Here is a 23,893-nt window from a genome sequence, read left to right as displayed (position 1 = left end):
AAGTCTCTACAATGGCCGCATCATTGTCGATTGTTGGCCTTAGTCTGTTTTCATGAATGCTTTTTCCATCCTCACACCACCTAAAGTCAAAGGGGTTAAGTCGCCCCAAACCCTTAGCCAGTTAACCGGCGCCGCCCAGGCGATAAGCCTGGCTAAGCTGTGCGAGCAGTATAGCGGCATGACCTTAGTAGTGACGCCAGACACGCCAAGCGCGCTCAGGCTAGAGGCTGAGCTAGGCTACCTGTTAGCGCCAAAATCGATCCCCGTGATGCTGTTCCCCGACCGGGAGACCTTGCCTTACGACAGCTTCTCGCCCCATCAGGATCTGGTATCTCAACGGCTTGAGACCCTATCGCGGATCCCAAGCGCCGGCCATAGCCTGGTGATCGTGCCCATGAGCACCCTGATGGTTAAGTTGCCGCCACAATCATTCTTAACCGGCAACGTCTTGCTGCTCAGCAAGGGCGACAACTATCCCCTGGAAGCGGTGCGCAGCCAGCTGGTCAATACTGGCTATCATCACGTGGAGCAGGTGTATGAGCATGGCGAGTTTGCCGTGCGCGGCTCTATCATCGACCTCTTCCCCATGGGCGCCCAGAGCCCCTATCGCATCGAGCTGTTCGATGATGAGGTCGAATCGATCCGCGAATTTGACCCGGAAACCCAACGCTCCAGCGGCGAGATTGAATCGATTCGCCTGCTGCCGGCCAAGGAGTTCCCGACCAATGACGCCGCCATCGAAGGATTTCGCCAACGTTACCGCCGCCAGTTTGAGGTCGTGGTCAAGGAGCCAGAGTCCATCTATCAGATGGTGAGCCGCAAGGTGATGCCCGCCGGGATCGAGAGTTACCAGCCCCTCTTCTTCGACGAGACGGCGAGCCTGTTTGACTATCTGCCCGGCGAGTGCCAATTGGTGCAGGTGGGCGATCTAGAGAATGCTGCCAAACACCACCTGCAGGAGATCAACCAGCGCTATGAAAACCGCCGGGTCGATCCCCTGAGGCCACTGCTACCGCCAAAGGATCTCTACCTGCTGACCGAACAAGTCTTCGAGGCCTTTAAGCAGCTGCCGCGCTTCTTGGTCAAGGGCGATGAGGCCACAGGCACCAGCGTTGCGGCGCAGCTCGAGGCACTGCCTAACATCGCCGCCAACCATAAGCTGAAACAGCCGCTTGTTAACCTTAAAGAATTTGCCGATGGCGGCACGCCAATTCTATTCTGCGTCGAATCGGAAGGCCGCCGCGAGGCGCTGCTGGAACTACTGGCCAAGATAGAGATTAAACCTGCGCTGCTGGATCATCTGGAGAGCTTCAGCCAAAAACCTCAGCCCTTTGGCTTGATCGTCGCGCCGCTGTCTCAAGGCGCCATCTATCACCCTAAGAAGGGCCCTAGCTGGGCACTGGTGTGTGAAACCGAGCTGTTTGGCCAGCGCATCGCCCAGCAACGCCGTCGCGATAAACAGCGTCAGGTAAGCCAGGATGCGCTTATCAAGGATCTGGCCGAGCTCAAAGTCGGTCAACCCATAGTGCATTTGGATCACGGCGTCGCCCTCTACCAGGGACTGGAAACCCTGGACACGGGCGGCCTGGTCGCCGAGTACCTGAAACTGGAATACGCCGGTGGCGATAAACTCTATGTGCCTGTCGCCTCCCTCAACCTCATCAGCCAGTACAGCGTCGGCGCCGATGATGCACCGCAACTCAACAAGCTGGGCAACGAGAGTTGGACCAAGGCCAAACGCAAGGCGATCGAGAAGATCCGCGATGTGGCCGCCGAGCTGTTAGATGTCTACGCCCGCCGTCAGGCCCGCCCCGGCGAGGCCTGCCGATTAGATCGCGAAGAGTATGCCCAGTTTGCCGGCAGCTTCCCCTTCGAAGAGACGGTAGATCAGGAAACCGCCATCGATGCCGTGCTCACCGACATGTGCAGCCCCATTTCGATGGACCGCCTGGTGTGTGGCGACGTCGGCTTCGGTAAGACTGAGGTAGCGATGCGCGCCGCCTTCGTGGCGGTCAACGACGGCAAGCAGGTGGCTATCTTAGTACCTACCACGCTACTTGCTCAGCAGCACTATGAAAACTTCAAAGACAGGTTTGCCGACTGGCCGATCAAGATAGAGGTGATGTCACGCTTTAAGACTGCCAAGGAGCAACAGGCGGTGCTCAAGCAGCTGGAGCTTGGTCAGGTGGATATCGTTATCGGTACCCATAAGCTGCTGCAGTCTGAGGCTAAGTTTGAAAACCTAGGGCTACTTATCATCGATGAGGAGCACAGGTTCGGCGTGCGTCAGAAGGAGAAGATCAAGGCGCTTCGCGCCAACATCGACATTCTGACCCTAACGGCGACCCCTATTCCGCGTACCCTCAACATGGCGATGTCTGGCATGCGCGACCTCTCCATCATAGCTACGCCGCCGGCCAAGCGATTGGCGGTTAAGACCTTCGTGCGCGAATATGATGATGCCACGGTACGCGAGGCGCTGCTGCGTGAGATCTTAAGGGGCGGCCAGGTCTATTTTCTCCACAACAGTGTCGAGACCATAGAGAAGCGCGCCCGGGAGATAGAGGCGCTACTGCCCGAGGCGAGAGTTGTCACCGCCCATGGTCAAATGCGCGAGCGTGACCTGGAAAAGGTGATGTCTGACTTCTATCACCAGAAATACAATGTGCTGGTGTGCACCACCATCATAGAAACTGGCATCGATGTGCCCAGCGCCAACACCATCATCATAGAGCGAGCCGATAACTTCGGCCTGGCGCAGCTGCATCAGTTAAGAGGCCGTGTGGGACGCTCCCATCATCAAGCCTACGCCTATCTGATGACGCCCCATCCAAAACGCATGACCAAGGATGCCATCAAGCGTCTGGAGGCCATAGGTGCGCTGGAAGATCTCGGCGCAGGCTTCATGCTGGCGACTCAAGATCTCGAGATCCGCGGCGCGGGTGAACTCCTGGGCGATGAGCAGAGCGGTCATATCTCCAAAATAGGCTTTACCCTCTACATGGAGATGCTGGAAGATGCGGTGAAATCCCTCAAGGAGGGCAAGGAGCCTTCGCTGGATCAGATGCTCAGAGGACAGTGTGAAATTGACCTGCGGATCCCGGCGCTGCTGCCGGAAGATTATGTGGGCGATGTCAACATCCGCCTATCGCTCTATAAGCGTATCGCCAACTGCGCCACCGCCCAGGCACTGGACGAATTAAAGGTCGAGCTGATCGACCGCTTCGGCCTCCTGCCTCAGGCAACCAAGAACCTGATGGAAGTCTCCCTGTTTAAGCATCAGGCAACGGCGCTCGGCATCGCCAAGATAGAGATGCACGCCAAGGGCGGCAGCCTGGAATTTAATAACGATCACTGTGTAGATCCTGGCTTTATCATCGGACTATTACAGAGTCAGCCACAAAATTATCGTATGGACGGCCCAAGTAAGTTAAAATTCTTGATGCCGACAGAGACAGACAAGGATAGGTTAGCCCTGTTATCCCTGATCATCTCTCAACTCATGCAACATCGCCTTGGAGAACCGCGTGTTTAAAAAGAGTCTTTTATTGGTGACCACCCTTGCCTCACTATCCGGCGCCGCCTGGGCAGATAACGAGCGTTGGTTTGAGGTGGAAGTTTACCTGTTTGAGCGTCAGGGAAGTCAATTGGAAGAAACCTTGGCAAGCCCAGGCAATCGTCACACGCGTCAACCGATAGACATGATCTCGCCGCTGTTTGCCACGGATATTACCGGAGCTAGCCTGGGCCTCGAGGGCTGCAGCGCCCAGCAGTGGCTGGAAACGCCAGCAGATTGCGACAAGCAGCTGCAACAGGCGCAGGTGACTCACCCCAGCCAGATCCCTAGCACCATAGGCGCGCCAACCCCCCAATATGCCACCTTAGGGGCCGGCACCGTCTTATTGGCCGACTCCCAGTCGCAATTTAGCGAGATGATTACCACCTTAAAGCGAGAAGCCGGACACAAGAGCCTGCTGCACATGACCTGGCAACAATCTATGCTGCCCCGTCATCAGGCGAAGCCTGTGCGTCTCTACGGCGGTGAAGATTTCTCAGATCGATTCAATGAGAATGGCTACGCGGTAAATGCGGCGCCGCAAAGTGATACCAGCGGTATTCCGCAGTTTAACTTCGATCTGAATTTCGAGGAAAAGCAGGCGGCCCCTATCTGGGCACTGGATGGTACGCTCAACATCTATCTGAACCATTACCTCTATGTAGAAACGGCGTTAACCCTGCACAGGGCTGGCAGTAAATCACAGCCACAGCTTGAGGATGAGACGGTATTGAGCCAGGTGCCTTATCTGTACAACATCTATATGACGCAGAATAAGCGTGTGAAGAGTGACGAAATCCATTATTTCGATCACCCTAATATGGGAATGATCCTACAGATCAGAAAGATGGAACAACCCGGCGAGCGCACCCTCGAGGTGAGCCAGCCAAACGTGGTCCCGCAGAACTAAACTAAATAGCTAGCTAATCGCTAGTTAGAAAACAGATAGCTAATAGACAGAAAAATCGAGGTAGATCTCATCTGCCTCGTCTTCCTCCACCAGCACATTATCGACCACAGACTGAGGCGAACCCTGTTCACTCCAGGCGATGAAACGATCGACAGCTAAGCCGCCTCCCTGCAATAAAATCAGCACCCTGCCGTCTTCCAGGTTTTTGGCATACCCCGTCAGCCCCAATTCATTGGCTTTCAGCTGACTGTATCGCCTGAAACACACGCCCTGAACCTTTCCCGATATTGTCAATAATACCCGCTTCATCTGCGCCTCGTTATTCTTATCGATCTAACCTTTTGAAGATAACCTAAACTTGGGGGATGGGCAAAAAATAGACAAAAAAAACAGCTAACTAATAAAGTGGTTAGCTGCATCGGGCGACATACGCAAACTGGGAAAAGGTCTGTAAGACCATCATGTAGCAATATGTATCACTTTGTATCATAAAAGGGATAAGCTATGCTAGATTTGAATAACAAAAATTGCTAACCACTTACGCTCAGCTTCGACCTAAATTCAGGATATTCGACCACTTTTTATCGCTTACTCATCATAAGCCCCTGAAAAATGGCGATCAATACACTGCAGAAAAACGCCCTAATCGCCTCCTGTCGGCCAGCGAGGCTTCTATCCAAAGCAGCAAGGCTTTTCGTTAACGTCAATCCCGAGTCAAACCCGCTCGTTTTTAGTACATAAATAGGAATCAGGCGGCTTTATCAGACCACAGTATCGGGCCGCTTTGCCGTCACTAGTATCTGCACATAAAAAAAGGAGCCAGTTGGCTCCTTGTTAGGTTCGAATCGTGTTATTGCTGCTCTTTAAAGGCCTTTATCTCGGCGAGATGTGCGGCCAGCGAAGGAAACTTATGGCGCTGCTCCTCGTCCCAGACGATGGGATAGAAAGGCGCTAAGGTGCTGGCCACCGCCTGGTTGTCATGCACCTCATCCTGGCGAGACAGGATACACATGCCCCGTCCCTTATGTTTTTCCCTAAACTGACTGACACACTTGCTGGCGATGTCGGCATACTCTTCCGGTCTGTCTATCTTGCCGAGCATGTTGTCTTCCGGATGCAGATTGGGATTGATCATCACTGTCTTAAGGCCATTGAGAAAACCTATCCGCTCGGCCCAATAGCCGCCGAGGCCGACGCCTATCGCCAGAGGCGCGGGATCGTCACTCTGGGTTAACTGACGACTCACCTCGTTAAGCAGATACTGCATATCGTACTTGGGGTGAAGCGTGCTGTAGCTGATCAGCCGTACGTCGGGGTCGACAAACTGCAGCTGGCGCATTTTTTCATGATTACCTGGACTGGTGGCGTCAAAACCGTGGAAATAGAGGATCATCCTGTTACCTGCTAACTGTATGTGAATATTAACTTTAGCTAACTCATCATAGGCTGTTGTTGCGCTACATCAAATTTAGCCCATACAGATCTGCTCTGCTATGCTTCTTGCCGCCAGATAACGAGATTCATCCTCCAGCGCCTTGGCAACTTGAGGTCTGTTGGCCAGCAGTTTACGCGCCGGCACCTGTGGACCTTGCTCAGGCCACTCAAACGAGGTTAACAGCTCGCTGACGCCCTGGCTGTCATTACACAGCAAGATCATGTCACAGCCCGCCTTAATAGCGGCGCTGGCCCGCTCTGGGTAGCCACCCACCACGCCAGCCCCCTTCATGCCGAGATCGTCGGAGAATATCACCCCATCGAACTTAAGCTCTTCACGCAGCACCTGCTTAAGCCAATAGGAGGAGAAACCCGCCGGATTAGGATCGACTTTAGGATAGATCACGTGGGCTGGCATCACCCCTTGTAATCGCTTCGCCCCCATGAGATGCGCAAAGGGCACCATGTCCAGGGCACGGATCTCAGCTTCGCTACGCTCATCCATCGGCTTGGCAATATGGGAGTCCGCCGCCACGCTGCCATGACCGGGGAAATGCTTACCCACGGCGGCCATGCCTGCATCCTGCATCCCTTGAATAAAGGCTTCGGCCAGGGCTATCACCTCATCGGGCTTATCGCTAAAGGCGCGGGTGCCAATCACCTGACTGATGCCGTTCAGATCCAGCACAGGGGCAAAACTTAAGTCGATATCACAGGCCAGCAATTCAACGGCCATGAGAAAACCAAGCTCCCTCGCCCACTCCTTGGCCAATGGAAGATCTTGCTTTGCCGCTGGCAATATGTCGCCCATGGCGGGGATCTTACTAAAGCCGTCAATAAATCTTTGTACCCGCCCGCCTTCATGATCCACGGCGATAAGCAGATCGGGTCTAAGGGCACGCACCGAGGCCACCAAGGCGCAGAGCTGGTCACGATCTTGATAGTTGCGGGAAAACAATATCAGCCCGCCGACCATGGGATGCATCAACTGCGCTTGCTCCTGCGCATTCACCTCGGTGGATAACAAATCCATCATTAAATAACTCACAACTCCCCCTAGAAAAACTGTTAAATCAGTTTTATCGACGCCGATGATTAACAAATACTTAGCAAGGTAATGTTGTCTAAGCTTTTGTATACAATTGATAAAACCACAAACCTTTGGGCAGCTTTCCTCAGCCCTCTGCGATTAGCAATAGTATGCCTAATGCGAAACTCATTCTTGAAAAAAACTAATGCGAAAGCTGCGACTAAAGTATGGGATACTTAATAATTGACAATCTTAATGTGCTCGCAAGGTTAGCACAACGGGGCGACATTAACGCCCCTTCAGGCATGAATAATTAAATTGGCCTAAAATCACTGAGATTGAATAACGAAAATAATGATTACAACAGGGTTTTATAATGATTAGCGTTTTTGACATGTTTAAAATTGGTATCGGGCCCTCAAGCTCCCATACCGTAGGCCCGATGAAAGCGGGTAATATCTTCATTCAAGATTTAGAAAAACATGGTCATCTAGCAGAAACAGATGAGCTGAGATCTGAGCTGTTTGGCTCACTCGGCCAAACCGGTAAGGGCCACGGCACGGGTAAGGCCGTGATCTTAGGCCTGATGGGCGAAGCACCTGAAACCGTTGATACCGACAAGATCGATGCCACCCTGGCACAGGTTCATGACACACAAAGCTTAACAATGCCAAACAACAAGGTGGTGCGCTTCAGCCGTGAAGATGGCATCACCTACCACAGACGCAAGAGTCTGCCGGCCCACGCCAACGCCATGACCCTCTACGCCTATGCCAAGGGCAACTGCATCTATCAGCGTACCTATTACTCTGTCGGTGGCGGCTTCATCTTAGATGAAGATGAGATCCTGGCCCAAGATGCATCGCCTGCCTCCCCTATCGAAGCCGCGCCCTATGACTTTAACAGCGCCGCCGAACTGCTGGATATGTGTGTCGAGAATGGCCTGAGCATCTCTGCGCTAATGATGGAGAACGAACTCTCTATCGCCAGCGAGAAAGAGATTAAAGAACGCCTGTGGACCATATGGCAAACCATGAAGAGCTGCGTCGAGCGTGGCTATCAGAAGGAAGGCATACTCCCGGGCGGTCTGAAACTCAGACGCCGCGCCCCGGCGCTTTATCGTCGCCTCAAGGCCGAGAGCAAGACAGTGGTCGATCCGCTCACCGCCATGGACTGGGTCGATCTGTTTGCCCTGGCCGTGAACGAGCAAAACGCCGCCGGCGATCGCGTGGTGACTGCGCCGACTAACGGCGCCGCCGGCATCATCCCGGCCGTACTCTGCTACTACGACACCTTCGTTCAAGAGGTAGATCTGGATATCTGCTGTCAGTACCTGTTGACCGCAGCCGCCATCGGCATTCTCTACAAGAAGAACGCCTCTATCTCAGGCGCCGAGGTGGGCTGCCAGGGTGAAGTTGGTGTGGCCTGCTCTATGGCCGCCGCCGCACTCACCGAGATCATGGGCGGCACGGTTGAACATGTGGAGAACGCCGCCGAGATCGGCATGGAGCACAACCTGGGGCTGACCTGCGACCCAGTCGGAGGCCTGGTGCAGGTGCCTTGCATCGAGCGGAACGCCATGGGCGCGGTGAAGGCGATCAACGCCTCACGCCTGGCGATGCGCGGCGACGGCAACCATAAGGTCTCTCTGGATAAGGTGATCAAGACCATGATGGATACCGGCAAGGATATGCGCAGCAAGTACAAGGAAACCGCCAAGGGCGGCCTGGCGGTTAACATAGTCGAGTGTTAATCGGCAATGAATGAAACATAAAAAAACTCGCCCCAGGGCGAGTTTTTTTATGGCTACACATCAGCTTATCTTAGCTAAGCTCAAACGCTCGCCTTAACGGATCGGCAACTCCACATCCGCAAACAGGTTTTCAATCAGCTGAGGGTCCCTCAGTGCTACCGCCTTCTCGACAATATCCTTGGTCAAATGCGGCGCAAAATGCTCAATAAACTCATACATATAATTGCGCAGGAAGTTGCCCTTCCTAAAACCTATCTTAGTGGTGCTGTGGGCAAACAGATGGCTGGCATCTATGGCCACTAAATCTTTATCTATCACAGGGTCCACCGCCATGGAGGCGATCACCCCAACCCCTAGGCCCAATCTGACATAGGTCTTGAGCACATCGGCACTGGTCGCGGTAAACACCACTCTAGGGTCGATACCGGCGCGGTTAAAAGCCTTCTCGATTTCTGATTCTCTATCGAAGCCAAACACATAGGTCACCAGCGGGAAACGGCCTAAGTCTTCGATGCTGATCTGAGTCCGTGAAGCCAGCGGATGATCTTTGGTCACCACGATGGAGCGATTCCAGTGATAGCAAGGCAGCATGATGAGATCTGTATAGAGGTGCATCCCCTCGGTGGCAATGGCAAAGTCCGCATCGCCCCTTGCCGCCAACTCGCTGATCTGCGAAGGCGTGCCCTGATGCATGTGTAGATTCACCTTAGGGTAACGGTCGATAAAGGCACGGATGATCCCCGGCAAGGCATATCGCGCCTGGGTATCTGTGGTGGCAATATTCAGCTCACCCTGATCCGGCTTGGTATACTCCTCGGCAACCTTCTTGATGCTCTCAACCTTGCCCAAAATGTCGTTGGCGATATTGATCACCTGCTGACCGGCTGGCGTCACATGAGTCAGATGCTTACCGCTACGGCCGAAGATCTGAATGCCCAGCTCATCTTCGAGCATACGCACCTGTTTACTGATCCCAGGCTGAGAGGTGTAAAGATTCTCAGCGGTCGCCGACACGTTAAGGTTGTGATTCACCACTTCGGCAATGTATCTGAGTTGTTGCAGCTTCATCGTCTTTCCTTTGCAAAGGTCAGTGTCTCAAAGGGAGCCACGGCCTGAAATCGGTACCCTAACATAAGAGTTAGTATAAGAATTAGTTATAGTACAGGCGAAAAATTAAATCAAAGGGGAATATAGCATAGAGGTGAGATGAATCACACGACATAAAGAGAAAGCTAGTCTAAGATAACTATGCTAGCGTGTTGATTTATAGTAGCATTAATGGAATTGCATAAAAATTGGTAGATCTATGATATTTACTTTGGTTCTGATCCTCATCGGTGCATTGCTGCTATTGGTTATTGGCATCAATGTCATCCAACAACAAAAAGAACGTGCCGAGGCCGAGCGAAGAACAGAATTAGCCAGACAAAGAGCCATCATCGACGAAACCGAGAACGTGCTCTCTTGCACCGGGATGTTTCCCTGCTCGACCAATCTGGTATTGATCCTCTACAGAAGAGTGCAAGAAGCCTTAAGCCAATCTGTCAGCCTTGGTGGACCACAGACGGCGGATTATCAGCGTCGTCTCACTGACCTTACCGGTCAAGTCGAAAACCTGCAAAACGCCCAGAAACAGACGCCAGCCATCGAAAGCTTTCGCCTGCCCGATACCGACAAGCAGATCCTGGATCTGGTAAAGGTACTGAAAAAACTCAAGGCAATCCTGCGCGCAGAACACAACAAAGGCAAGGTCGACCCCAATATCTTTGCTCAGGAAGAGGCTCGCGTGGACAGCCTACAACTCAGAATCAATGTGGACTCTATGCTATCTCGCGCCCGCAGCGCCTGCTTCATGAAGCAATATGGCTCCGCCAAGCAGATGGTCACTAAGGCATTGGCGACTCTGCACACCATCAAGGGCCTGACCCCTAACGATCCCTTTATCGCCAAAAAGGTGGATGAAGCCAAGTTGCTTCTCGATGAGATCATGGGCGCCCAAAAGATGGCGCAGCCTAACGCGCCGCAGCAGAAGAGCGACGAGGACGATATCGACGTACTGTTCCAGCCAAAGAAGAAATGGTAACGGCCTCCGAAGACAAAAAACCACCGCATTGCGGTGGTTTTTTTATCGCTATTATCGGAACGCTTAAGGCGCCAGACGGTCGATATCCCAGCTAAGACTTGAATCTTTACGGCTGTAGAGGAAGCGGTCGTGCAGGCGATATTCACCGCCCTGCCAGAACTCTATGCTACTAGGACGCACCCGGTAACCGCCCCAAAACTTAGGCAGCGGCACCTCACCCTGGCTGAACTTGGCCTTCATCTCGGCAAACTTGCTCTCCAGCGCTTGGCGCGCCGAGATCTTGCTCGATTGCTTCGACACCCAGGCTGCGATCTGACTCTCTTTGGGCCGCGTCACGAAGTACTTAAGCACCTCAGTGGTCGAAAGCTGCTCCGCCACACCCGTCACCGCCACCTGACGCTCCAGGGCGTGCCAGGGAAACAGCAGACTCACCTTGTTGTTGTGGGCTATCTGCTCCGCCTTGCGACTAGCCAGGTTAGTGAAAAACACAAAGCCGTCGTCATCGAAACGTTTTAAGAGCACGATGCGCTGAAACGGCTGCCCCTCGGCATCGACGGTTGCCACCGACATGGCCGTGGGATCTGGCAGGATCTCCGAATCCCTAATCTGCTCTATCCACTTCTCAAACAGCACCATGGGGTTGTCGGGCAGCTCCTCTCGGTGCAGCCCGCCCAAGGTGTATTCTCGTCTAATATCACTTAAGTTCGACATCTGCTTCCTTACCCTGTCCCGTATTGCTTACTTCTTATGGGCGCAGGCCCAAACGTGTAGCATCTCAAGGCCTAAGGTGGCCCCGGCCAGTGCGGTGATCTCGGCGCTGTCGTAGGCTGGCGCCACTTCGACCACATCCATACCGACAACATTCATGCCGCGCAGGCCGCGAATGATCTTCATCGCCTTGTCGCTGGTGAGACCGCCACATACAGGCGTGCCTGTGCCCGGTGCGAAGGCTGGATCCAGACAGTCGATGTCGAAGGTGACATACAATGGCATATCACCGACACGATCTTTAATCTGAGCCACGATCTCATCGGCAGTCATCTCGTTAGCGGCGGCCGCATCGATCACCTTGAACAGATGGCTTGGCTTGTCATATTCGGTACGGATCCCCACCTGCACTGAGTGAGAAGCATCGATGATGCCCTCATTTGGCGCGTGGAAGAACATGGTGCCGTGGTCATACTTGCTGCCCTGGCTATAGGTGTCTGTGTGCGCATCGAAATGCAGCAGTGCCATCTTGCCATGCTTCTTGTAGTGAGCACGCAGCAGCGGCAGGGTCACGAAGTGATCGCCACCAAAGCTCATTAGCGCCTTGCCAGAGTCGAGCACGGCCGTCGCGAAGTCTTCGACACGTTGGGTGAAATCGGCGGCATCACCGCAATCGAACACCAGATCGCCCGCATCGACCATTTTTAGGTGATCGGACAACTTAAAATCCCATGGCCAGCGGCACTCTTCCCAGGCCAGATTGACCGACGCCTGACGGATAGCGCCAGGACCCATACGGCCGCCAGAGCGACCCGTAGTGGCCATATCAAACGGCAAACCAATTACCACCACATCGGCATCGCTCTCGAGTGGTTTGAAATCCAGTGGCTGTCTTAAATAACCAAATGCATTTGAGTAAAGCGAGTAATCAGGCTTATCTGCAATAGTGGTCATATTTGCTCCAAATCATAGAAGTAAAGATCACAACGCAACGGGCAACAATTGCTCACAATCGCGCTGTTTATAGTGTTTTATATACAGGCCCTGGCCTTCTGCCAAGGCAAGTTCGCCCCGGGCCTCTAGGCTATACTGCTCGGCGCAGTATGCTAACGTCTCGGCTTCATATCCTGCCAGGTCCCAGCTTACCGGATTTAGGCGGTTTAACAACTCACCTACTATATCGTTAAGCCCTGCGCCGAGCGACAAATTCGTTTCCAGGCTCACATAGGAGCTCGTCTCCTGCGGGGTGATGTGCACCGTGAAATAGTCTTCTCCCCTGAGGGCGTTGAGGGAATAACCCAGTGGCGAGAACAAGTGCGCGTCAATATCAAAACCGCTCAGCAGCTGAGATAAATTAAGCCGGCTGGCTATCCCCGCTATCGTTTGCCCATCGCTGAGCAGATAATCGGCCAGCTCACCGCGAATATGGTACATCTGCACCGTCTGCGCGGGTTTAAGCCTTACCTTACTGCCAGAGAAGAAAATGTGATGGTGATGACCATCTAAATGGCCTATGCGGTAGGCAGCGCCGCTTAGCATAGCGCCAAGCCGGACGATATCTTCTTCGAAGCGGCTAGTCTGTAAGGCGGGCAAGATTTCGCTCTTACGCTGATAACTCAGGCTGGCAATCTGATCGCGACCCAGTGACTCCACCAGGGAAAGTACGGTCTCGATAAGCCGGGTGTTGCCACAGGTGATCAGCACCAGACTATCGTGCCAGACAAACAGGCTGGATTCGCTGAGCAGGTAAGCATCGCACTGCTCACTGCTCAGCTTTGAGAGGATCTCTGTATCACTCTTGGCCAGGGCGCGGCGCCAATACTCATCCCCCAACGCCCTAAGCGACGGACAACCCGCCGCCAGCGCCAGCGATAAGCGCTTCTCCGCCCCTTCAAAATACATCGACCCGCTCCTCATCGTCTAATACCAATCCTAGTAAATAGCTGGTCATGGTAAATAACTGGTCATGCTAGCTTGTTAAAACGTCCGATAACGGCGTTACTACTTTTGATTGTAGAATAACTACTTATCGAAAAATTCCACCTTATTCTCGGCCGTTTTTCCTGGTCTATTTCTGATCACTTACTTGCCGTGATTGGTATAACAGGATCCCGGCAGCCTTAGCCGAGATCCCAGGCGAAACAGGCTAGCCTGCCAATCAGGAGAAATCTTCCAGATAGGTGTAGCCCTTCAGTCCAATCTGCAACTCTTCGAGAATATTGGCGCGCTCATCTTCCTGAATGTGCAAATTCACCAGCTCCTCATAGGTACGCATGAAAGAGACGGCGTCCAGGTTAACGTAACGCAGCACATCGGCAACCGTATCACCGGCCAGAACCGACTCGATATTCACCAGACCATCGTCGTCCAGTCGCACCACGGCAGAGTTAGTGTCGCCAAACAGGTTATGCATATCGCCGAGGATCTCCTGATAGGCTCCTACCAGGAAGAAACCGATAAGATATGGGCTCTCAGCGCTCCACGCAGGCACAGGCAGTGTGGTTTCGATACCCTGACCATCTACGTACTGATCCACAGTGCCGTCAGAGTCACAGGTGATGTCCAGCATCACGGCGCGGCGTTCAGGTTTCTTATCCAGACCACTTAGCGGCATCACTGGGAACACCTGATCGATACCCCAGGCATCTGGCAGCGACTGGAACAGCGAGAAGTTCACGAAGAACTTGTCGGCCAGCTTCTCGTTAAGCTCATCGATCACCGGGCGGTGGAAACGGTACTTACCGCTCATCACGCCCTTCAGCTCGTAACAGACACGCAGGTTCATCTGCTCAGCCCAGGCTCTGTCGGACAGGCTCATCTGACCCAGGGCAAACAGCGAGTGCACCTCGGCCAGATCGCTCTGCACATCATGGTAGATCTCGATAAGGGCGCGTTGATCGGCGCGGCCACTCACCTCACCCCATGAATCCCACATGTTTTTGAGCTGCTGCGGCGCCTCTTCATCCGGCGCCTGTAGATCTTCAGGCTTATAGGCCTCGGTGCCAATCACGTCGGTGATCAACACTGCATGGTGAGCCGTCAGGTAACGACCAGACTCAGAGATCAGACGTGGCATAGGCTGATCGTGTTCGCGGCACATGTCGTTCAGCACGCTGACAATGTTGTTGGCGTATTCGGTCAGGCCATAGTTCATCGAGTTGCTGCTCTGGCTACGGGTACCGTCATAGTCCACCGCCAGGCCACCACCCACGTCGAAACATTTAACGTTGGCGCCCATCTTCTGCAGTTCACAGTAGAAACGGCCCGCCTCGCTCACACCGCTGCGGATATCGCGGATGTTAGCGATTTGCGATCCCAGGTGGAAGTGCAGCAGCTGTAGGCTGTCGAGCATGTCTTCATCTTTCAGTGAGTTGATCACGTTCAGCACCTGCGCCGCAGACAGACCAAACTTAGACTTCTCACCGCCGCTGGCTTGCCACTTGCCCTTACCCTGGAAGGCCAGACGCACGCGCAGACCCAGGCGTGGAGTCACGCCCAGCTTCTTGGCTTCTTCGAGGACGACTTTCAGCTCAGACAGCTTCTCCAGCACGATATAGACCTGATGGCCAAGCTTCTCGCCGATCAGCGCCAGGCGGATATACTCCACATCTTTGTAGCCGTTACAGATGATCACCGAGCTGGCCTTCTGCGCCATGGCGAGAACCGCCATCAGCTCAGGCTTACTGCCGGCCTCAAGACCCAGCTGTGGCACCTCTTTAGACACCTGACTCGCCAAGATCTCTTCGACCACAGTTTGCTGTTGGTTCACCTTGATGGGGTAGACAAGCAGATAGTCTGACTGATAGTCGTAACGGGTGATCGCCTGATTGAAGGCGTTACACAGGCTGTTGACTCTGTGATGCAGGATCTGCGGGAAGCGCACCAACACAGGCAAGGCCACGCCGGATTTCACCATATCCTTAGCGAGTTCATTTAACCCTATAGTGTGCTCAGGATGATTAGGATCGGGGGACACCGTCACCTCACCGGCCTCGCTTATGCCGTAGAGCCCAGAGCTCCAGTAATTAACGTTATAACCAACATAAGCATCTTTAATAGACCAATTACTCATATTCTCTCAACCTGTCTATTTACATTCATATTCGGCAGCTGCTTTGTCTGCCAACACATTAATGTTACTTACTATCGCACCTATCAGGTAAATAAGCCGCAACATCAACACCGTTTTTGGGTGTCAGATATCGAAGTTATCCTTCGAGTCCCCGCCATATTAGTTAACTCAATTTATACTTGTCTAAAGTAAAAAAAGGCGCGCAATTAAACCCCTGAATTTAACTAAATGCAAGTATCATTATCACATTAATTTATTACAAGGTTTTTTGCACTCAAGCACGCGCCCAGACTGCCTTTTATCCCTTACGGGTGTTCAGCGTTTTTTTACAGTAAATTCGCTCAACAGCCGGGCATTAAACAGACAGTCGGCCCTATCGTTTACCGGGTTCCCACACTGCCAGCCGTTGGAGTCTATCTGACTCACTCACCCCTGGGCCGAAATTAATGTCATTCACTTCAGAATAAACTGCTTAGGCTAAAGCATCTTGGCAAGATTTCCACTATAATCGCCACATTTAACATCTAAGCCATTATCCATAGAGAACCACATGATAGAGATAGGAAAGCGCTGCACCTTAGAGATCGTCAAACGCGTCGATTTTGGGGTGTACTTAAATGCCCATGAATTCGGCCAGGTATTACTGCCAAATAAGGTTGCCCCTCAAGGCTGCGAAGTAGGCGATAGCGTCGAGGTCTTCCTCTATCTGGACTCAGAAGATATGGTGATCGCCACCACCAAGCGTCCCAAGGCGCAGGTAGGCCAATTTGCCTACCTTAAGGCAGTCGCGACCGGTCCTTACGGCGCCTTCTTGGATTGGGGCCTGGATAAAGATCTCATGTTGCCCTTCGGTGAGCAGCACAGGGAGATCGAGGTGGGACGCTCCTATCTGGTCTATGTCTATGTTAACAGCGCCGACGATCGCATCGTGGCCTCATCGAAGATAGACAAGTTCCTCGATCGCACGCCACCGCCCTATCGCAACGGCCAAGAGGTGAGCCTGATCATTGCCGGCACCACTGACCTTGGCTACAAGGCCATCGTCGACAATGGCCACTGGGGTGTGCTGTATAAGAATGAGGTCTATCAGCCCCTCAAGTTTGGCCAGCGCATCAAAGGCTTCATCAAGCGCGTCAGGAGTGACGACAAGATAGACCTGATTTTGCAGCGCGGCGCCAAAGAGGAGCTGGACAAACACGCCACCGCCATCTTGATGAAACTTAACCAGGCCGGCGGCTTCCTGCCCCTCACCGATAAGACAGATGCCGAGGTGATCTACGCCGAGCTTGCCATGAGTAAGAAGGCCTTCAAAAAAAGCATCGGCGGCCTCTACAAGCAGCAGAAGATCGCCATCGAGGCAGACGGTATCCGCCTGACTGAATAGAAGTTAGGCAGCGAAAGCGCCAAGCCTCTGATTGTCTTTGCATAAAAGCATGGCTCTGTTATAACAGGGCTATGCTTTTTTTATCTGGGTACCAAAATCATGAAACTCACCTCCCATGAAGCGCGTGTAATAGGTTGTCTACTGGAAAAAGAGAAGACGACACCAGAGCAATATCCCCTCTCCCTCAACGGCCTCACTTTGGCCTGTAACCAAAAATCGAGCCGCGAGCCTGTGATGAACCTGTCGGAAGCTGATACCCAGGCCGCGCTGGACTCTCTGGCGAAGAAACGCCTGGTGGCCGAACAGAGTGGTTTCGGCTCGCGCGTCGTCAAATACAAGCACAGATTCTGCAACACCGAATTTAGCGATCTCCAGCTGAGCGAAGACAAGGTCGCCATCATCTGTCTCTTGCTGTTAAGAGGACCGCAGACCGCAGGTGAGCTGAGAACCCGCAGCAATCGCCTATATGGCTTTAACGATGTCGCCCAGGTCGAGCAAGCCCTCAACAGCCTAGCGCAGATGGAGCCGGCGTTGGTTCGTCAGCTACCTAGAGAGCCGGGTAAGCGGGAGTCACGTTTTATCGAACTCATCAGCGAGGCCGAGGCGCAGCTCGATACTCAACTGGCAACGCAGCCAGCGCAAGCGAGTAACCAGGCATATGATGAGCTTGTGAAGCGCGTCGCGCTGCTCGAGCAGCAAGTCGCCGAGCTAAAACAGCAAGTTGCCGAGCTCTTAGGCAAAATTTAACAACAATCTGAAACATTTAGACAAACAGATGAATGTTAGGCTGAGCCTTCATTAACATGATAAAGGAATCATCTTTGGATAATCTTACTCCGCGCAGTTCATGGAACGCAGCCTTGGTGTTGGCCAGGTTCGAACTGAAAAAAATCCTCTTTAGCACAAGAGGCATGATAGGCCTGGCCACCTTCGCGCTAACCTGGTGCCTCATCCTCTGGTACCCCATAAGGCAGGCTTCTTTCTACCTGTTTTCGCCTGACTTTAAGCAGCTACTCGAGGGCGTATTTGGCGCCGCCAATGTGGGAGAGCTACTCTCGTGGGACGTGGCCGAGATGGCCATTTTATGGGTCGCTGCGCTCTATCTCTTCCCCATCTTCAGCCTGTTTGTGGGCGCCGATCAGTTTGCCTCTGACAAGGCCAGAGGCAGCTTTCGCTTCCTCACTCTGAGAGTCAGCCGCGACACCCTGTTTTTCGGTCGGGTCACTGGCTATCTGCTGATCCAGGCGATACTGCTGATACTCACTCTGGTGGCGACACTATTACTGGTGGCCTATCGCGACACGGCTTTGGTATGGGCCGCCATGGGCTCTGGGGTATTGGTGTTTATCAATATCATGATCGTCCTGGCCCCCTTTACCGCCATGATGGCAATCTTGTCACTGCACGCCAACTCGGCGAGACAGGCGAGCATCTATGCTGTGTTGTTCTTGGCGGGTAGCACCATAGCCAACGGCATCATCTCCTATTATCTACCTGGACTGAGCAACATACTGCAATGGCTGGTGCCCGGTGCCCAGCTGGATATGATGATTAATACCAAGGGCCTGAGCAGCCTTGCCATAGCAGCCATTCCGCTGCTTCAGGCCGGTGTACTCCTGCTATTAGGAAGAAGTTATATGGCGAGGATCGCACTATGAAGCTAATCACCTGTAAGGCGCTGAGCAAGCAGTTCGGCAGTAAACGCGCACTCAACGACATCAACCTAGAACTCAGCGCTGGCCAGCCAATCGCCCTGGTCGGCCCCAACGGTGCGGGCAAGACCACCCTGTTTTCGCTGCTGTGTGGCTATATTCGCCCAACAGAAGGAGCTGTGGAGATCTTAGGCCACGCTCCCGGCAGCACGGCGCTCCTGGGTAAGGTTGCCGCCCTGCCCCAGGATGCGCGGCTCGATCCTAACCTCACCATAGCGGCGCAGCTGGAGCTGTTTGCCCAGCTACAAGGCTTTAACGCTGCCGCGGCGCGCCAGGAATGCCAGCGGGTGTTGGCCTTGGTTGATCTGGCAGAGGTTGCTCCGCAAAAGCCCTCCTCTCTTAGCCATGGCATGAGCAAGCGGGTGTCGATTGCCCAGGCACTCATAGGTTCTCCCGAGTTGGTACTGCTCGATGAGCCGACCGCTGGGCTGGATCCCGCCAACGCCAAGGCGATACGCGAGTTAGTGCGCGCTCAGATAGGCAAGACTACCTTCGTCATCAGCTCACACAACCTGGCGGAGCTGGAGAAGCTGTGTGACAAGGTGCTCTATCTGGATAAAGGCGTGCTGAATCAATCTATTTCGATTCAGGACGAGCTGGCGGACGAATACCTGACCCTCACCATGCAGAGCTGCGATGACGAGGCGCTGATGGCGGCGCTAGAGTCGTTGCCTCAGGTCATGTCGGTGAAATCCAGTCAGAGCAAGGAGTTTGTGATCCACTATCAGGTCACGGCAGGCTTCGCACTGGAAACCGAGCTATTCGCCCTCTTCAATCGCCAGGACTGGCGCTACCGTGCCATTCAACGTGGCCGCACCCTGGAAGACAAGCTGTTCTCACAGGCTTAAGCCAGAATGTCACTGAGATAAAGTGACACTAATACAGAGTGTCACGCATATAAAGTGACACTTAAGCCAGAATGTCACTGAGATAAAGTGGCACTAATACAGAGTGTCACTTAAGGCACGGCGCCTATGCCGTGCCCGCTAACTAACTGCTGCGCTTAGGCTGACCGCCTCAACTCTTTCACTCTCAACTCTCTAACTCTTTACTCTTCGTCTCTCACTCGCTCTTTTGCCCTAGTCTCCCAATGCAGGAACCGGGGGCCGAAACTGGAAACTGGAAACTGGAAACTGGAAACTGGAAACTGGAAACTGGAAACTGGAAACTGGAAACTGGCACCATAGGCTGAAACCTGAGGCTGGCAACAAAAACTGGTAACGAATCTCGACTCGCATCGTAAATTCGCGGAAGCGAAAATCAAGCATGAAAGATAAGCCGTGGATTAGGCTTCAAGAATGGGCTTTGCAGGAAATTGCAGACAAAAAAAGAGCTGTGATACTCATCACAGCTCTTGGAATTCTGTTTTTAGGTAACCTTGGGTTACCCAAAGGTCAGCTTAGATAACAGTTACGTTCTCAGCTTGTGGACCTTTTTGACCTTGAGTCACAGTGAACTGCACTTTCTGACCTTCGTCTAGAGTTTTGAAACCGTCAGAGTTGATCGCACGGAAGTGTACGAAAACGTCTGGGCCAGACTCTTGCTCGATAAAACCAAAACCTTTGTCAGAGTTGAACCACTTAACAACGCCAGTAACTTGAGACATGATATAAATCCTGTAACTAAATAAAATAAAGCCTTAAACGGCAGTAGAGCTGGAAAATGCCGGTATTACTTATGTTAACAGGACGAACTGGTCGTATTGAACACATAAAGTTAAGCCCAACCTTCAAGCTGAGTTCACTATAAATCATTCTGACCGTATGTCAACAAACATTAAAAGGCGCAAATCCTATTTTTTACTTACATATCTGTCAGTTGTTACAAAAAAATCTTCTAAAACTTCGTGTAAAAACACTAAGTTTTTTTAAGCGGATAAAAAACACAAATTAAACAAGGATTAACCAGCTAGCAGGCCCGAAAGACCTCTAGCTTAAAATCCAGCTCACAGGTCAAGGGCTTGGATGTCAGCAAGGCGCGCTGCGCATCGGTAAATTTCCAATTGTAGGGGGTCATTGCCAGAAAATGGCCAATATCCACACTGTCGCTGATGGTCATAGATTGCGTCAGTCGCTCGCTATGCAGACGGTCGAACCCCGCTATTTGGCTGTCCACCTCGGGATTTGGCCTGGGCTGGTCATAGATCACCTGCTTAAGGGCAAAGTGATGCTGCGGGCCAGCCGAGACTGTGATCAGAATGGCGCCCGGTTTAGCAACGCGTCTAAGCTCGTCATCTTGCGACGGTGCGTAGATGCGCAACATGAAGTCGAAACTCTGATCGGCGAAGGGCATCTCGAAGCTGCTTGCCACACAAAACTGAATATCCGGATAGCGCTTGGCCGCATATTTAAGGGCCGACTTAGAGATATCCAAGCCACTGAGGCTAAACGCCTCGGCGCTTCCCATGGCCTGCAGCAGTCTGTGGCTGTAGTAACCCTCGCCGCAACCTATGTCCAACCCATGACGAGCCTCACCGGCATATTCCTGCGCCAGGGCATTTACCCTATCGCTCATCGACTCATAGTAGCCCTTATTGAGAAACTCCCGCCGGGCGAACATCATCTCTTTGTTGTCGCCAGGATCTTTAGAACGCTTCTTCTGCACCGGCAGCAGGTTGACGTAACCCTCTTTGGCACAGTCGAACCTATGATTTGCCTCACAGCACCAGGTGCGATCTATGAGTGACAGCGTGCGCTGACAGATAGGACAAAGGTAATTCATTGCAATATTCCAATACTAGTCGGGTCATAAACCGACTAGTCGTCTAAAAACATCTGCTCAACCATGAGATTAAGTTCGGGTGGTGCCAGCAGCTGATAGGACTCCAGCTTGCGCTGCAGCGCCTCGAGATCCTCATGCTGATTGGCGGCATTTTGCCAGTTAGGACGCTGCACCTTCTGGTAATAATGATGGGAGAACAACTGCTTCTTGCGTAGCAACTGTTCATCCACCTTGGTCACCTCGCTTAAGATCACCCCGTGCTGCTTCACATCGCCGTGGTTGGCAAAATGGGCCAGTTCCTGACGAACCAGCTCTATCTCACCTATCTCCAGCAGCAGCGCCTCGGCGTTCTGGCTGAGATCTTCCGCCCGGGCAAGTACCGCCTTGGCTCTTCGCAGCTCCAGGGGACCGCCGAAGAGTCTCAGGTCGCGCTCCAAGGTCACCAGCAACCATTTCTGATCAAACTGCGGCCTAAAGCACACGCTATCGCCCTGGGTCTCAACCGCTATCACCAGACCTTTACGTAGCCTTTCGGCGCACATCACGGGCGAGATCCCAAGTGCACTAAACAGGCGCCAGCCCTGGCCGTGGGAGCGGTGTAAGCTCTCCTCTTGAGGCATTGCTGCATCAAGCGCAGGCGCCTCCCCGGACACAAGCTCGCAGATGAGGTAAGGATGGGATCTTAAGATCAAGCCCTTGTCGCTACACGCCTGAGTCACCACGCACTCGAGCAGGTGTCCCCCCATGGTCTGCAGCAGGCTAAAATCGCTCACCGACTCGCGCAAACGCAGATGCAACTGACGCCTCTGGGTCAGTTCGATAAATTGTGGCTGAGTCAGTAAGGGTTCAAACATCGGGTTATTCCTCGTTAGCCGACCATTGTAACTGGCCAACTGAGCCGCTGCCAACTTCAAAATGACGCGATTTCAATCAAATAGGGAAAATAAACCGTTAAATTAGTGCAGGCGCAAACTAGGGTGCTATGATAAGTGCCACTATTCACACGCTACCTTACGCTATGCCTGCAAATAACCTTCCCAGCATCTTCTGGCACGACTACGAGACCTTCGGCGCAAACCCAGCCAAAGACAGGCCGTCTCAGTTTGCCGGTATTCGAACCGATATGGATCTCAACATCATCTCTGAGCCGGTGGCCTTTTACTGTAAGCTGGCCAGCGACTACCTGCCCTCGCCTGAGGCGATCCTTATTACCGGGATCACGCCCCAGCTCGCCAATCTCAAGGGGATGCCAGAAGCGGAGTTTATGGCCAGGATCAATAGCGAGTTTTCCCAGCCCAACACCTGTGTGGCAGGCTATAACTCACTGCGATTCGACGATGAGGTGACCCGTTACGGTTTCTACCGTAACTTTTTTGATCCCTACGCGCGGGAGTGGCAGGACGGCAACAGCCGTTGGGACATCATAGATCTGGTGCGCGCCTGTTATGCGCTAAGGCCCGAAGGCATCAACTGGCCCGAGAAAGAGGATGGCAGCCCGAGTTTTAAGCTTGAACACCTCACACAGGCCAACAACTTAAGCCATGACAAGGCTCACGACGCCATGTCAGATGTGTACGCTACCATCGCCATGGCCAAGTTGATCAAAGAGCGTCAACCTAAGCTATTCGACTACTACTTCAATCTGCGTAAGAAGAATGAAGTGAGCAAGCATATCGACGTGCTGAACATGCAGCCTCTGGTACATGTCAGCTCCAAGATCAGCGCCCTTCACGGCTGTACCACACTGATCGCGCCGGTGGCTCATCACAGCACCAATAAGAATGGGATCATCTGCGTCAATCTGGCCATGGATGTCACGCCGCTGATTGAACTAAGCGCCGATGAGATCCGCGAGCGCATGTATACCCCAAGGGCCGATCTCGCCAGCGACGAGCTGCCAATCGGTCTGAAGCAGCTACACATCAACAAGTGTCCCTTTATCGCAACCGCCAAGACACTCACAGACGGCAACGCCCAGCGTTTAGAGATAGACAAGGAATTTGCCCGCGCCCAATACAAGCGCCTGCGTCAACATCCTGAGATCAGAGAGAAACTGGTGGCCGTCTTCGATACCGAGCATGGCAATGAGATAAGCGATCCGGATCTGCAGCTCTACAGCGGTGGCTTCTTCAGCCACGCCGACAAGAGCAAGATGGAGATCATACGTCATACGGCGCCGCAACACTTAGCCGCGCTGGAGCTCGACTTTGACGACGAGCGTCTGCCGGAAATGCTGTTTCGCTACCGCGCCCGCAACTATCCGGAAACCCTGGATGATACCGAGCAGCAACGTTGGCGCAGCTTCTGTCAGGCACGCCTGAATGATCCTGACTATATGATCAATCTGGAAACCTTGGTCAACGACACAGAGGCTGACGAAGAAAAACAGAAGTTATTGACGGCTTTGTGTCATTATCTTAGCAACCTGTAGCCGAAATTGCGGTGATTTGGGGGAAATGGCGATCAAAATGGGCGTCAGATCCCGTTTTCATGGTAACTTAGTTACTAAAATGATTTTCCAATAGCTTAA

The 23,893-nt window shown here is 53.0% G+C and carries 21 protein-coding genes; 10 read left to right on the top strand and 11 right to left on the bottom strand.

From position 1 onward, the window contains the following. Positions 1–52 precede the first annotated feature (52 nt). The gene (mfd, locus tag K0I63_RS08350) at positions 53–3,535 is read left to right on the top strand and encodes a transcription-repair coupling factor (RefSeq protein WP_220083116.1); all 3,483 of its coding nucleotides are present in this window, start codon (positions 53–55) and stop codon (positions 3,533–3,535) included. Beyond that, positions 3,528–4,466 carry a peptidoglycan binding protein CsiV gene (locus K0I63_RS08345; protein WP_220083115.1) on the top strand — a complete coding sequence of 313 codons (939 nt, stop codon included), beginning with the start codon at positions 3,528–3,530 and terminating at the stop codon, positions 4,464–4,466. The genes mfd and K0I63_RS08345 overlap by 8 nt, the downstream gene beginning before the upstream one ends. A gap of 39 nt (positions 4,467–4,505) precedes the next feature. On the opposite strand, the gene K0I63_RS08340 is transcribed toward K0I63_RS08345, so the two are convergent. From K0I63_RS08340 to nagZ, 3 genes are all read right to left on the bottom strand, one after another. After that, entirely contained in the window at positions 4,506–4,775 is a 270-nt protein-coding gene (locus tag K0I63_RS08340) for an acylphosphatase (protein WP_011865427.1), read from the bottom strand. 541 nt (positions 4,776–5,316) lie between these two features. Continuing rightward, on the bottom strand, positions 5,317–5,859 hold the full coding sequence (gene ycfP, locus K0I63_RS08335; RefSeq protein ID WP_220044933.1) for an alpha/beta hydrolase YcfP: 543 nt from the start codon (positions 5,857–5,859) through the stop codon (positions 5,317–5,319). Between the two features lie 75 nt (positions 5,860–5,934). Continuing rightward, complete coding sequence (gene nagZ / locus K0I63_RS08330) at positions 5,935–6,948, bottom strand: beta-N-acetylhexosaminidase (protein WP_220083114.1); 1,014 nt, start codon at positions 6,946–6,948, stop codon at positions 5,935–5,937. 358 nt (positions 6,949–7,306) lie between these two features. Here nagZ and K0I63_RS08325 point away from each other — a divergent pair, with 358 nt between their 5' ends. Beyond that, positions 7,307–8,683 carry an L-serine ammonia-lyase gene (locus K0I63_RS08325; protein WP_220083113.1) on the top strand — a complete coding sequence of 459 codons (1,377 nt, stop codon included), beginning with the start codon at positions 7,307–7,309 and terminating at the stop codon, positions 8,681–8,683. 93 nt (positions 8,684–8,776) lie between these two features. Here K0I63_RS08325 and cysB read toward each other — a convergent pair whose 3' ends face one another. Beyond that, entirely contained in the window at positions 8,777–9,751 is a 975-nt protein-coding gene (cysB, locus tag K0I63_RS08320; RefSeq protein ID WP_011865423.1) for an HTH-type transcriptional regulator CysB, read from the bottom strand. A gap of 238 nt (positions 9,752–9,989) precedes the next feature. Here cysB and K0I63_RS08315 point away from each other — a divergent pair, with 238 nt between their 5' ends. Further along, positions 9,990–10,766, top strand: coding sequence for a hypothetical protein (locus K0I63_RS08315; RefSeq protein ID WP_011865422.1), 777 nt, complete (start codon positions 9,990–9,992; stop codon positions 10,764–10,766). A 63-nt stretch (positions 10,767–10,829) separates the two neighbouring features. Here the strand turns inward: K0I63_RS08315 and pdxH are convergent, their stop codons facing one another. The 4 genes from pdxH to speA all read right to left on the bottom strand — a co-directional run bounded on the left by pdxH (position 10,830) and on the right by speA (position 15,546). After that, a complete protein-coding gene (pdxH, locus tag K0I63_RS08310; protein ID WP_220083112.1) occupies positions 10,830–11,477 on the bottom strand; it encodes a pyridoxamine 5'-phosphate oxidase in 648 nt (215 codons plus the stop codon). A gap of 27 nt (positions 11,478–11,504) precedes the next feature. Beyond that, entirely contained in the window at positions 11,505–12,428 is a 924-nt protein-coding gene (gene speB, locus K0I63_RS08305) for an agmatinase (RefSeq protein ID WP_011865420.1), read from the bottom strand. 27 nt (positions 12,429–12,455) lie between these two features. After that, positions 12,456–13,376 (bottom strand): adenosylmethionine decarboxylase, encoded by a 921-nt coding sequence (locus K0I63_RS08300; protein WP_220083111.1) that lies wholly within the window; start codon positions 13,374–13,376, stop codon positions 12,456–12,458. Between the two features lie 256 nt (positions 13,377–13,632). Continuing rightward, positions 13,633–15,546 (bottom strand): biosynthetic arginine decarboxylase, encoded by a 1,914-nt coding sequence (gene speA, locus K0I63_RS08295; RefSeq protein WP_011865418.1) that lies wholly within the window; start codon positions 15,544–15,546, stop codon positions 13,633–13,635. Positions 15,547–16,096: 550 nt separating this feature from the next. Between speA and K0I63_RS08290 the strand changes: the two genes are divergently transcribed. From K0I63_RS08290 to K0I63_RS08270, 5 genes are all read left to right on the top strand, one after another. After that, on the top strand, positions 16,097–16,930 hold the full coding sequence (locus K0I63_RS08290) for a CvfB family protein (RefSeq protein WP_220044929.1): 834 nt from the start codon (positions 16,097–16,099) through the stop codon (positions 16,928–16,930). Positions 16,931–17,029: 99 nt separating this feature from the next. After that, positions 17,030–17,677, top strand: coding sequence for a YceH family protein (locus K0I63_RS08285; RefSeq protein ID WP_220083110.1), 648 nt, complete (start codon positions 17,030–17,032; stop codon positions 17,675–17,677). 74 nt (positions 17,678–17,751) lie between these two features. After that, positions 17,752–18,588 (top strand): ABC transporter permease subunit, encoded by an 837-nt coding sequence (locus tag K0I63_RS08280; protein WP_223294779.1) that lies wholly within the window; start codon positions 17,752–17,754, stop codon positions 18,586–18,588. Beyond that, on the top strand, positions 18,585–19,490 hold the full coding sequence (locus tag K0I63_RS08275) for an ABC transporter ATP-binding protein (protein ID WP_220083109.1): 906 nt from the start codon (positions 18,585–18,587) through the stop codon (positions 19,488–19,490). The genes K0I63_RS08280 and K0I63_RS08275 overlap by 4 nt, the downstream gene beginning before the upstream one ends. Positions 19,491–19,908: 418 nt before the next feature. Next, on the top strand, positions 19,909–20,049 hold the full coding sequence (locus K0I63_RS08270; protein ID WP_220044925.1) for a hypothetical protein: 141 nt from the start codon (positions 19,909–19,911) through the stop codon (positions 20,047–20,049). Here the strand turns inward: K0I63_RS08270 and K0I63_RS08265 are convergent. The 3 genes from K0I63_RS08265 to K0I63_RS08255 form a co-directional block, all read right to left on the bottom strand. Continuing rightward, positions 20,042–20,248: a cold-shock protein gene (locus K0I63_RS08265; protein WP_011865413.1), complete on the bottom strand. Its 207-nt coding sequence runs from the start codon at positions 20,246–20,248 to the stop codon at positions 20,042–20,044. The two genes, K0I63_RS08270 and K0I63_RS08265, sit on opposite strands and share 8 nt — an antisense overlap. Positions 20,249–20,550: 302 nt before the next feature. Then, positions 20,551–21,363, bottom strand: a complete 813-nt coding sequence (gene rlmA / locus K0I63_RS08260; protein ID WP_220083108.1) for a 23S rRNA (guanine(745)-N(1))-methyltransferase — start codon at positions 21,361–21,363, stop codon at positions 20,551–20,553. 35 nt (positions 21,364–21,398) lie between these two features. Beyond that, entirely contained in the window at positions 21,399–22,217 is an 819-nt protein-coding gene (locus tag K0I63_RS08255) for a hypothetical protein (protein ID WP_220083107.1), read from the bottom strand. A 164-nt stretch (positions 22,218–22,381) separates the two neighbouring features. Between K0I63_RS08255 and sbcB the strand changes: the two genes are divergently transcribed. Beyond that, positions 22,382–23,794 (top strand): exodeoxyribonuclease I, encoded by a 1,413-nt coding sequence (gene sbcB / locus K0I63_RS08250; RefSeq protein ID WP_220083106.1) that lies wholly within the window; start codon positions 22,382–22,384, stop codon positions 23,792–23,794. Positions 23,795–23,893: the final 99 nt, after the last annotated feature.

Origin of the sequence: Shewanella rhizosphaerae (assembly GCF_019457655.1) — a bacterium.
In the GTDB taxonomy this organism is placed as follows: Bacteria; Pseudomonadota; Gammaproteobacteria; order Enterobacterales; family Shewanellaceae; genus Shewanella; species Shewanella loihica.
This window is presented reverse-complemented; position numbering and strand designations above follow the sequence as displayed.

Bases quoted from the DNA above. Each gene is read 5' to 3' on its own strand.
- mfd (WP_220083116.1), top strand. From the start codon at position 53: ATGAATGCTTTTTCCATCCTCACACCACCTAAAGTCAAAGGGGTTAAG.
- K0I63_RS08340 (WP_011865427.1), bottom strand. From the start codon at position 4,775: ATGAAGCGGGTATTATTGACAATATCGGGAAAGGTTCAGGGCGTGTGT.
- ycfP (WP_220044933.1), bottom strand. From the start codon at position 5,859: ATGATCCTCTATTTCCACGGTTTTGACGCCACCAGTCCAGGTAATCAT.
- K0I63_RS08325 (WP_220083113.1), top strand. From the start codon at position 7,307: ATGATTAGCGTTTTTGACATGTTTAAAATTGGTATCGGGCCCTCAAGC.
- cysB (WP_011865423.1), bottom strand. From the start codon at position 9,751: ATGAAGCTGCAACAACTCAGATACATTGCCGAAGTGGTGAATCACAAC.
- K0I63_RS08315 (WP_011865422.1), top strand. From the start codon at position 9,990: ATGATATTTACTTTGGTTCTGATCCTCATCGGTGCATTGCTGCTATTG.
- pdxH (WP_220083112.1), bottom strand. From the start codon at position 11,477: ATGTCGAACTTAAGTGATATTAGACGAGAATACACCTTGGGCGGGCTG.
- speB (WP_011865420.1), bottom strand. From the start codon at position 12,428: ATGACCACTATTGCAGATAAGCCTGATTACTCGCTTTACTCAAATGCA.
- K0I63_RS08300 (WP_220083111.1), bottom strand. From the start codon at position 13,376: ATGTATTTTGAAGGGGCGGAGAAGCGCTTATCGCTGGCGCTGGCGGCG.
- speA (WP_011865418.1), bottom strand. From the start codon at position 15,546: ATGAGTAATTGGTCTATTAAAGATGCTTATGTTGGTTATAACGTTAAT.
- K0I63_RS08290 (WP_220044929.1), top strand. From the start codon at position 16,097: ATGATAGAGATAGGAAAGCGCTGCACCTTAGAGATCGTCAAACGCGTC.
- K0I63_RS08285 (WP_220083110.1), top strand. From the start codon at position 17,030: ATGAAACTCACCTCCCATGAAGCGCGTGTAATAGGTTGTCTACTGGAA.
- K0I63_RS08275 (WP_220083109.1), top strand. From the start codon at position 18,585: ATGAAGCTAATCACCTGTAAGGCGCTGAGCAAGCAGTTCGGCAGTAAA.
- K0I63_RS08270 (WP_220044925.1), top strand. From the start codon at position 19,909: ATGAAAGATAAGCCGTGGATTAGGCTTCAAGAATGGGCTTTGCAGGAA.
- K0I63_RS08265 (WP_011865413.1), bottom strand. From the start codon at position 20,248: ATGTCTCAAGTTACTGGCGTTGTTAAGTGGTTCAACTCTGACAAAGGT.
- rlmA (WP_220083108.1), bottom strand. From the start codon at position 21,363: ATGAATTACCTTTGTCCTATCTGTCAGCGCACGCTGTCACTCATAGAT.
- K0I63_RS08255 (WP_220083107.1), bottom strand. From the start codon at position 22,217: ATGTTTGAACCCTTACTGACTCAGCCACAATTTATCGAACTGACCCAG.
- sbcB (WP_220083106.1), top strand. From the start codon at position 22,382: ATGCCTGCAAATAACCTTCCCAGCATCTTCTGGCACGACTACGAGACC.